The sequence below is a fragment of the Aphanizomenon sp. UHCC 0183 genome (genome assembly GCF_009712065.1).
GTDB classification, from domain to species: Bacteria; Cyanobacteriota; Cyanobacteriia; order Cyanobacteriales; family Nostocaceae; genus Dolichospermum; species Dolichospermum heterosporum.
Genome location: NZ_VILC01000011.1, coordinates 85577 through 94167, shown reverse-complemented (window position 1 = coordinate 94167; position 8591 = coordinate 85577). Strand labels below are relative to the sequence as shown.

Annotated in this window: 5 protein-coding genes and 1 pseudogene; 3 read left to right on the top strand and 3 right to left on the bottom strand. The window is 39.9% G+C overall.

The window, feature by feature from the left end:
- Together FJR37_RS05840 and FJR37_RS05835 are read right to left on the bottom strand one after the other, a co-directional pair.
- The coding region (locus tag FJR37_RS05840) for an Rpn family recombination-promoting nuclease/putative transposase (protein WP_168465542.1) at window positions 1-552 on the bottom strand (552 nt) is incomplete at its 3' end.
- 603 nt (window positions 553-1155) lie between these two features.
- Complete coding sequence (locus tag FJR37_RS05835; protein ID WP_168465541.1) at window positions 1156-3048, bottom strand: bifunctional serine/threonine-protein kinase/formylglycine-generating enzyme family protein; 1893 nt, start codon at window positions 3046-3048, stop codon at window positions 1156-1158.
- Window positions 3049-3156: 108 nt separating this feature from the next.
- Here FJR37_RS05835 and FJR37_RS05830 point away from each other — a divergent pair.
- Together FJR37_RS05830 and FJR37_RS05825 are read left to right on the top strand one after the other, a co-directional pair.
- Window positions 3157-3932, top strand: a pseudogene (locus tag FJR37_RS05830) (Uma2 family endonuclease).
- A gap of 77 nt (window positions 3933-4009) precedes the next feature.
- Window positions 4010-4507 (top strand): DUF2085 domain-containing protein, encoded by a 498-nt coding sequence (locus FJR37_RS05825; protein ID WP_039200232.1) that lies wholly within the window; start codon window positions 4010-4012, stop codon window positions 4505-4507.
- 1085 nt (window positions 4508-5592) lie between these two features.
- Here FJR37_RS05825 and FJR37_RS05820 read toward each other — a convergent pair.
- Entirely contained in the window at window positions 5593-8043 is a 2451-nt protein-coding gene (locus FJR37_RS05820) for an ATP-dependent Clp protease ATP-binding subunit (RefSeq protein ID WP_039204073.1), read from the bottom strand.
- A gap of 243 nt (window positions 8044-8286) precedes the next feature.
- Between FJR37_RS05820 and FJR37_RS05815 the strand changes: the two genes are divergently transcribed.
- A complete protein-coding gene (locus tag FJR37_RS05815; RefSeq protein WP_168465540.1) occupies window positions 8287-8583 on the top strand; it encodes a DUF3288 family protein in 297 nt (98 codons plus the stop codon).
- Window positions 8584-8591: the final 8 nt, after the last annotated feature.

Sequence of the window (8591 nt, the reverse complement as noted above, 5' to 3'; positions counted from 1 at the left end):
CCGCAAACCTGCTAAAATCTCTGTGTAAGCTGCAATATCCTGTTTAGTCTCCCTATCTGCAATTTTAGCAACATTATTGGCAATCTGGGATAATAGGCTTTGAGGTGAATTTGTCTGTGTTAATGGTGCTAACGGTAATAATGCCAGATTATTGAGAAATAATTCTGGTTCTTGTTCCCACATTCTGATTACACGATAACGGTGTCTGGTTGTTTCGTTAACATATTCTTCAGTAAAAACAATTGGATCATTTGTTTCTTGTAAGAAAATCACCACTTGGGTTACAGGAACTTGATATGTACGGATTAATCTCACCGAATAATCTAACTCTCTAAAAGGAATCGGAGGTTTAGATTGTGGGTTGGTTTGAAATTCAATATGTAAAATCCGATTTTCTGTTTGTAAGAAGGTGACAAAATCAGCGCGAATTGGTTCTATACTCAATTCGGTTTTTAAGACTTTGATGGTTTTTGGTGCTTGGGGAAGCAACCATTTAGCAAAATCAAAGGGATATTTTTCTGCTAGTAGTTTACAAACGTTGTCAAAACTCATGAGATTATAAAATTAAATTGTCAGAATCAGGATATCCAGGATTTTAGGATTTCCAGGATGTTTGTTTGAGTTGTGTTTTTAGGGTTTAGAAATTTATGATTAAGGTTAATATATACGATTTTCAACATAAAATTTTCAAAATAAAAATTATAAATACTCAATTCATTTAAAATAATTTAGGGATAGGGATATGGATATTACAAAAATCCTGATTCAGACAATATTCAGTTTCGCGCAATCTCTCTTAGAGATCCCGCAGGGAGACGCAAAGCAGCAAAGACGCAAAGGAAAACCAGCAATTTATCAATAACATCCTGTAAATCCTCAAATCCTGGATATCCTGATTCTGACAATATTGAATATTCATTTTCACGCAAAGACGCAAAGGAAAACCAGCAATTTATCAATAACATCCTGAAAATCCTAAAATCCTGGATATCCTGATTCTGACAATTTAAAAAATGTGTGCTATCCTAAGCAAAGACACCACAATCTGCTTTACTGTCGAAAGAAAAAATTTTATTTTTCCGCCTAACGGCGGGGGTTAAGAAGGGAAAAGAGAAAGAAGGGAAAAGGGCAAAAGAGCAGGAGTGTAAAGGGCTACTAAGTCCTCGCCGCACCACCACATACAATCCGAAAACCGGGTTCGTTGAAGCCGAAGCCCGCAATATCCTCGCCACGACAAGCCGAACGGCAATCTACAAGATCGACGCGAAAAGAGCCGCCGCGCAGCCTTTTATCATCGCTTCGTCCTATCAAAGCACTGCCATCTTTAGGCGCATCACTATAACTACTTGTATAGTCATCTAAACACCACTCCCATACATTACCGTGCATATCATACAAACCAAAAGCGTTAGGGGGAAAAGAACCTACATCTGTGGTTTGTTTACGATCCTGTCCTTTTGGTGTAAAACCATAAGTGAATGTACCATTATAGTTTACCAAATCAGTAGTAATGCTTTCACCAAAATAAAACGGTGTGGTAGTTCCGGCTCTACAAGCATACTCCCATTCAGCTTCACTGGGTAATCTGTAGTTTTTTCCTGTCTTCTGGCTTAACCTTTGACAAAAAGTAACTGCATCATTCCAAGTGACTCTTTCCACTGGGCGATTATTGCCTTTGAATGCAGAAGGGTTACTACCCATGATAGCTTGATATTGTGCCTGTGTCAATTGATATTTTCCCATGAAGAAACTAGGAACGGTAACTTGATGTTGGGGACCTTCGTCTGAATCCCTTCCTGCTTCGTTTTCCGGTGAACCCATGATAAATGTTCCCCCTGGGATTTCCACCATTTCCAATGTCACACCATTTCCCAAATCTTCTGTGAAATATTTTGCGCTTTCATTCCGTCGGTTAATGATGTTTCCGGTTGCGTTGGTGCTGACCACTTCAAAACTAAAGGTTTTCAGGTTATTTGAAATTGAAGTTTGATTTTGCTTCCTAAAAAATAAACTTTGTCCTATAACTGCAACAGTTACAGCACCTAAAGATAATCCTCCATAGATAAAAACGCGACGATCTATTATACGATTTATTCTAGTTTTAGAATTTCCCGAAGATGGATTTTTGTTTGCTATTGGAGGTACATAACCTGTAGGAGTAATTTTTAAATCTTTGATGACTTCATCCGCAGATTGATACCGTTCTAGAATCTCAATTTTCAACAACTTATCTAAAACTTCCCTCAATTCCTGACTCACAGGACTAGGTAAATGTTGTCGCCAATTATTCACCCAACTAAAACCATTTCTTGTCCATAAATTAAAAGGATGAACCCCTGTTAAAAGATGAAAACAAGTTGCACCTAAAGCAAATAAATCACTGGCTGGATAAGCTTCACCAAGCTGAATTTGTTCCAGTGGACTATAACCATGAGTACCTATTCGTGTTCCTATTTGGGTGTGAACTGTGGTAGTTAATTGTTTAGAAGCCCCAAAATCAATTAACACCAATTTACCATCACTTGATCGGCGCATGATATTTTGTGGTTTAATATCTCTATGAATAACCTGGCGCTCATGAATAAACTTTAAAGATGGTAATAAATCTAGTAATAATTCCCGAATTTGGGTTTCCTTGTATTTTCCCTTTTGTGCTAATTCATCTAATAAATTTTCCCCTTTAATAAACTGTTGTACTAAATAGAGAAAACCATTATCTTCAAAATAAGCAAACAGCGTTGGTATTTGCGGGTGTTCTCCTAAATCTTGTAAGCGTTTAGCTTCTTCAATAAATAATTCTGTGGCTTTTTTTAAAGCGTAAGTTCCTGACTGTTTAGGTGCAAGTTGCTTGATTACACAAGTTTCATTGAGTTTCTGGCTATCTTCCGCTAAATAGGTTCTCCCAAAACCACCTTCAGCAGAAAGCACCCGCAATACTCGAAAGCGATTGATTAATAATGGTATTAACGGGGTTCTGCAACTTTGACAGAACTTGTTATCATCAGGGTTGATAGGTTGGGAACAATCCGGGTTTAAGCAGCAGATCATAATCTGTGATAGATGACTGTATAACCTTTATAATACAATATTCAGTAATTCCGCGCTTCCTGTTCTCTGATATAATACTAAATAAACAACTGCAATCTTTTAAACAGTATGAGTGAAACCCTGGCTGATATTGCTATACCACCGCAGTTTCCTGATCATACTCAACTACCAGAGTCTGATGGTACGTTTGTGAAAAACTTTCAAGAACATCCCCAAAGCATAATTATCACAGATTCCATAATTCAAACTTTACAAAAAAACATCCCGACGGACAGTTTTGTATAGGTCAAGATTGTGGGATTTATTGGCGCGAAACTGAACCACCAGAAAAAGGTACAGTAGCACCAGATTGGTTTTATGTCCCTGATGTAGCACCAAAATTAGATGGTAAAATTCGCCGTTCCTATGTTTTATGGCGGGAATATATTCCTCCATTAATTGCTATAGAATTAGCTAGTGGTAATGGTGAAGAAGAAAGAGATTCAACCCCTTTAGCGGGTTTACAGGAAGGTGAAAAACCTGGTAAATTTTGGGTATATGAACGCATTATCCGCATTCCCTATTATGCTATTTATGAAGTTAATAATGGCAAATTGGAAGTTTATCATTTGGTTGATTTTTCTTACCAAAAAATCCAGCCTAACGAACATGGACATTATCCTATTGCGCCATTAGCTGTAGAATTGGGACTATGGCAAGGCAGTTACTTAAATAATCCTGAACAACTTTGGCTGCGCTGGTGGGATTTAGATGGTAATTTGTTATTGGTAGGTCAGGAAGAAGCCCAATTACAAAAATTAAGGGCTGAAAAAGCAGAAGTTAAAGCTGCACAATTAGCAGCACGTTTACGGTCAATGGGGATAGATCCAAATGATGATTTATAATCATTTTGGGTATTTTCTACCCTATAATACTAATTGCAGAAAACGAACCGCAGAGGCGCAGAGGACACAGAGAGAATATGGAAAGGGTAGTTTTGTTAAGAGGGTTACAAGTTAATTGGGTGAGTTTTTTTGCGGATTTCCTGTTAGCTGGGATGGTTTTTGGTCCCCCTATTGCACCTTTTTTGGCTGCTTCTGCTGTGTTTTTACTTCCGGGGATTGCGGATATTATTTACTTTATGGGTAATCATGTATGTCCCCAGCCTACTATGGGTTTGGAGTTAGCACCACCTTTTATTATGGCGGTTTGTATGCGCTGTTATGGAACGGTATCAGGTTTATTGATAACTCGAATTTTGTATGGTTTAACTAATGGCAAAGGCGTTTTTTGGTTAAGTCAATATGGTTGGACTGGTGTGGCTTTTGCTAGTGTATTAATGATGGCTTATCCCTTGGAATTAGCAGCGCAGATTTTCGATTTGTGGGATTTTAATAATTATATTGTTACGCCTTTTGGTTTAATTACGGGTTTGGCTTGGGGTTTATTTGCTATGCCAATTTTGCATTTTCGCAGGTGATAAACTAGTAGTTCGTCAAATTTATTTTGACGGGTAATAATCCGAAAAAACTTTTGTTCTTCCCTCCCCTATCTCCCCTACCTCCCCTACCTCTCTTCTCCCCCTACCTCTCTTCTCCCCCTACTTGCCTTCACCCGTCATTTTCGGGTTGACAGACTACTAGGTTGGGCTACAAAACCCAACACCACAAATTGTTTGTTCATGGTGCTAAGTTTATGAGCTTTTTTCACGCAGATGTGCATAGTTACAGAGTTGCGAAGAGTTATAATACAATCAATAAGACCATTAAGGGGTTTAACAGTGCTTAATGGTGTCAAATTAAGCTACAGATGGCTTATTTGTTTGGCTAAAAGACCCGCCCAGAAATGAATTTCCGGGCTAATAGCTAAAGTTTACTAAAGTAAACTGAACAAGTTCAAAAATTTTCTAGTTAGGATTTGCTGAATAAGTTGTCTGTGAAGGCAGGGAACAGGGAACAGGGAACAGGGAACAGTTTCAACGATCTGGATATCCTCAATTTTCCCAGTCCGACTAGGAAAAATGCACCTATTTTGAGACACCATCAGCCAAAACCTTGCACTTTTTTGTGATAAAAATCAGCGAAACCTTTATTAATAAACGGTTTTAGCTTTATTCAGCAAGCCCTAGTTATTGAGTCGTCTTGAGACGACTTTTGCTATGAGACTGGGAATTCATTCCCAGTTGGGTTGTGGGTTTTACGTTAAGTTGACACCAATGAACAGTGCTAAACCCTTACCTATAGAATTAAATGATTAAGCCCCCGTGATAAAATCAAGTGCAGCCTTAACCAAGTGAGGATCATCGTAGAAATCTACCTGGCTTTTGGATTAAACTTTAAATGAGATTGTTTCTTTTAACATAATAAATTACTTTTTTATTTTAGACAAAACGTAGATATAGTGAAGATTTTCAGAGCATTTTGCAGTTTTTGAACGCACATTTGCTCAGTACGACGCTATCGTAACTATCGCTAAAAAATCATTAAAAAACCATTAAAATAAAAAAGGTGGGTTAACAATAAAGTCACCCACCAAATAAATTACCGATATTGTAGAAATCCGTAACTAACCAACATTAGTTAATAACAACTCACGGGTTTCCGATTTTCTGACTTTTACCTGTCCATCATCGTCTACATCCACAATAGCCTTATCTCCATCTACTATTTCCCCAGATAAAATCGCTTCAACCAGAGAATCTTCCAGTAGACGCATAATAGCACGGCGTAGTGGTCTAGCACCGTAGCTAGGATCATAGCCTTCCTGGACAACTTTCTCTTTAAAAGCTTCTGTCACCTCTAAAGCGATGTCTTTATCCTTGAGACGACTACCAACATCACGCAGCATGATTTCAGCAATTTGCTTGACTTCATCTTTGTTGAGTTGAGTGAAGACGATAATATCATCAACACGGTTGAGGAATTCGGGACGGAAATAAGCTTTGAGTTCTTCGTTAACTAAGTTACGAATGCGATGATAACTAGCATCTGCTGCATTATCAAACTCAAACCCTAAGCTGCTACCACCTTTTTCAATTACCTTAGAACCGATATTAGAAGTCAAGATAATTAATGTGTTCTTGAAGTCTACCTTCCGACCTTTCGCATCCGTAAGATGACCGTCATCCAAGATTTGCAGCAGCATATTGAATACATCGGGATGCGCTTTTTCGATTTCGTCGAATAGTAGCACTGTATAGGGTTTGCGCCGCACAGCTTCCGTTAATTGTCCGCCTTCGTCGTATCCTACATAACCTGGAGGTGAACCAATCAACTTAGAAACGTTGTGGCTTTCCATGTATTCGGACATATCTAAACGCACCATTGATTCTTCTGAACCGAAGAAGTAAGCAGCTAAGGCTTTGGCTAATTCGGTTTTACCAACACCGGTTGGTCCAGAGAAGATAAAACTGGCAATGGGACGATTAGGACTTTTTAAGCCGACACGGGCGCGACGAATAGCACGGGAAACGGCTGTAACTGCTTGTTCTTGACCGATGAGTCTTGTATGTAAGGTGTCTTCAAGATGTAAAAGTAACTCTGATTCAGATTCAGTCAGTTTGTTGACGGGAACACCTGTCCAAGAAGCGACAATTTGGGCAATGTCTTCTTCGTTGACGAGGGGAGAGTTAACGGTTTCTTGATTTTCTTCTACATCAAGTCTGGCTTGCAGTTCTAATTCTTGTATCCGCAATTTACCAGCTTTGCCAAAATCTTGAGTTCTGATGGCTTCTGATTTGGCTTTGGTGGCGGTGGTTAATTCTCGTTTGAGTTCCTTGTTTTTGGCAATATGGGAGTGACGCAAGCGGACACGAGAACCGGCTTCATCAATTAAGTCAATGGCTTTGTCCGGTAGAAAGCGATCGCTAATATAACGATCTGCCAATTCAGCCGCCGCAATTACCGCTTCATCAGTAATATTAACTCTATGATGTTGTTCGTAAGCACCGCGTAAACCATAGAGAATATCAATAGTTTCTGCTACTGATGGTTCTCCTACCAAAATTGGCTGAAACCGCCGCTCCAGAGCCGCATCCCGTTCGATGTGTTGACGATATTCATCTAAAGTAGTAGCACCAATGCACTGGAGTTCTCCTCTGGCTAGAGCCGGTTTGAGGATATTAGCTGCATCTAAACCGCCTTCTGTGCCACCTGCACCGACTAAGGTATGAATTTCATCAATCACTAAGATGATGTTCCCGGCGCTGCGGACTTCCTCCATGATTTTTTTGAGGCGTTCCTCAAATTCACCCCGGAAGCGAGTTCCCGCCACTACAGACCCCATATCCAAACTAATTACTTGTTTGTCAAGTAAAATTTCGGGAACGTCTTGATTGACAATGCGTTGCGCTAGACCTTCAGCGATCGCTGTTTTCCCAACACCCGGCTCACCAATTAAAACCGGGTTATTTTTGGTTCTCCGACCGAGAATTTGCACCGTTCTTTCAATTTCTGGCTGGCGACCGACTACTGGGTCTAGTCTGCCCTCCTGAGCTAGTTTGGTGAGGTTTCTGCCAAACTCCTCTATGGATAAATTTTGATTGCGCTGGGAATTACTTCTACCACCAGTGACAACCGCTGTATCTTCACCCAATCGGCTCATCACAGCCGAACGAATAATTGGTAAATCCACTCCTAGATTTTGTAATACTTTGGCGGCGACTCCTTCACCAGCCTCCGTTAAACCTAATAATAAGTGTTCAGTGTTTATGTAATTATGTCCAAGACCGTGAGCTTCTCGGAAAGATTGCTCAAACAGGCTTTTTACTTTCGGGGTAAAAGGAATTTCCGGTGGGACAAACCCAGAACCCCGGCCAATTATTTTTTCTACTTCCCGACGGGATTCTTTCAGGGTAACACCCAACTCAGCCAACACTTTAGCAGCAACACCTGTTCCTTCTCCCATTAAACCCAGGAGAATTTGTTCTGTTCCTACAAAATTGTGTCCCAGTCGTCGTGCTTCCTCCTGAGCTAACATGATTACCCTAATGGCTTCGGAAGTGAAGTGTTCAAACATAGCGGGTTCTTTCCCTCGTGCTGCTTGGACTTTGGGTGAGATATAAGTTCACCCTCATCTAAAGTTTCTTGTATTTTCTTAAAGATAATGTATCTTTATTTTAAGCTGAATGGCAGTAGTGAGAGCCGTAAGTGACAAGGCGTAGTTGCCGTCATTCACTAGATTATGGTGGATAATTAGCAATGGTCGAGATTTTGGCTCTTGAGTTGTTGATGGATTGCTAACTTCATACAGGTATTAATTATGACAGAAATTTCCGGTGGTAAAGACCAACAACATCCACTTTACAACCGCGATCGCCCCCTTATTGATATCTTACTCGCTCAAGACGCAACGGACTACAATTTATCGGAATTAGCTAGACTAAAAATTCGCTATCAAGGTTTCCCAGGAGCGCGAGACATTCAAAGCAACTTAGATAAAGTTTTGCAACGCTGGGGTTTAACTGAAGCTGAACTATTTGCCAAAACCCGTCAAATCCATGATACAGGCGGAGTTTACAAAAGTCGTGGCAAAAAAGATGAGCAGGATTGGAATTAGTTAGTGGT